This is a genomic window from Salmonella sp. SAL4457, assembly GCF_046548235.1.
GTDB classification, from domain to species: domain Bacteria; phylum Pseudomonadota; class Gammaproteobacteria; order Enterobacterales; family Enterobacteriaceae; genus Salmonella; species Salmonella enterica.
Map to the genome: position 1 here is coordinate 1 of NZ_JBGDZO010000578.1, position 267 is coordinate 267.

A 267-nucleotide genomic window follows, 5' to 3' on the forward strand; every position below is an offset into this window, starting at 1 on the left:
GCCCGGCAGCGGCAGGTTGTGCGCGGCGTTGCTGCCGGCGCCATAGAAGCCGAAGCCCTTGACCGTCTCGGCGATGCCGTAGGGACTCGGCAGCGGGTAGCGGAGGATGCCGCTGTTCTTCTCCTGCACGCGCCGCTCCAGGCGCTGCTCCATCTCCCAGAGCGTACAGACGAAGGCGGCCGGGTCGCGCCCATCGAAGCTGATCGGATCGAAGCCGCATCGGCGCAGATGCAGCTTGAAGCCCTCCAGCCCCTCATGGGTGACCAG

Annotated in this window: 1 pseudogene; it reads right to left on the bottom strand. The window is 68.2% G+C overall.

Annotation, left to right across the window (positions count from 1 at the left end):
- Positions 1–267, bottom strand: a pseudogene (locus ACLJNW_RS25525) (xylulose 5-phosphate 3-epimerase); the annotation flags it as partial.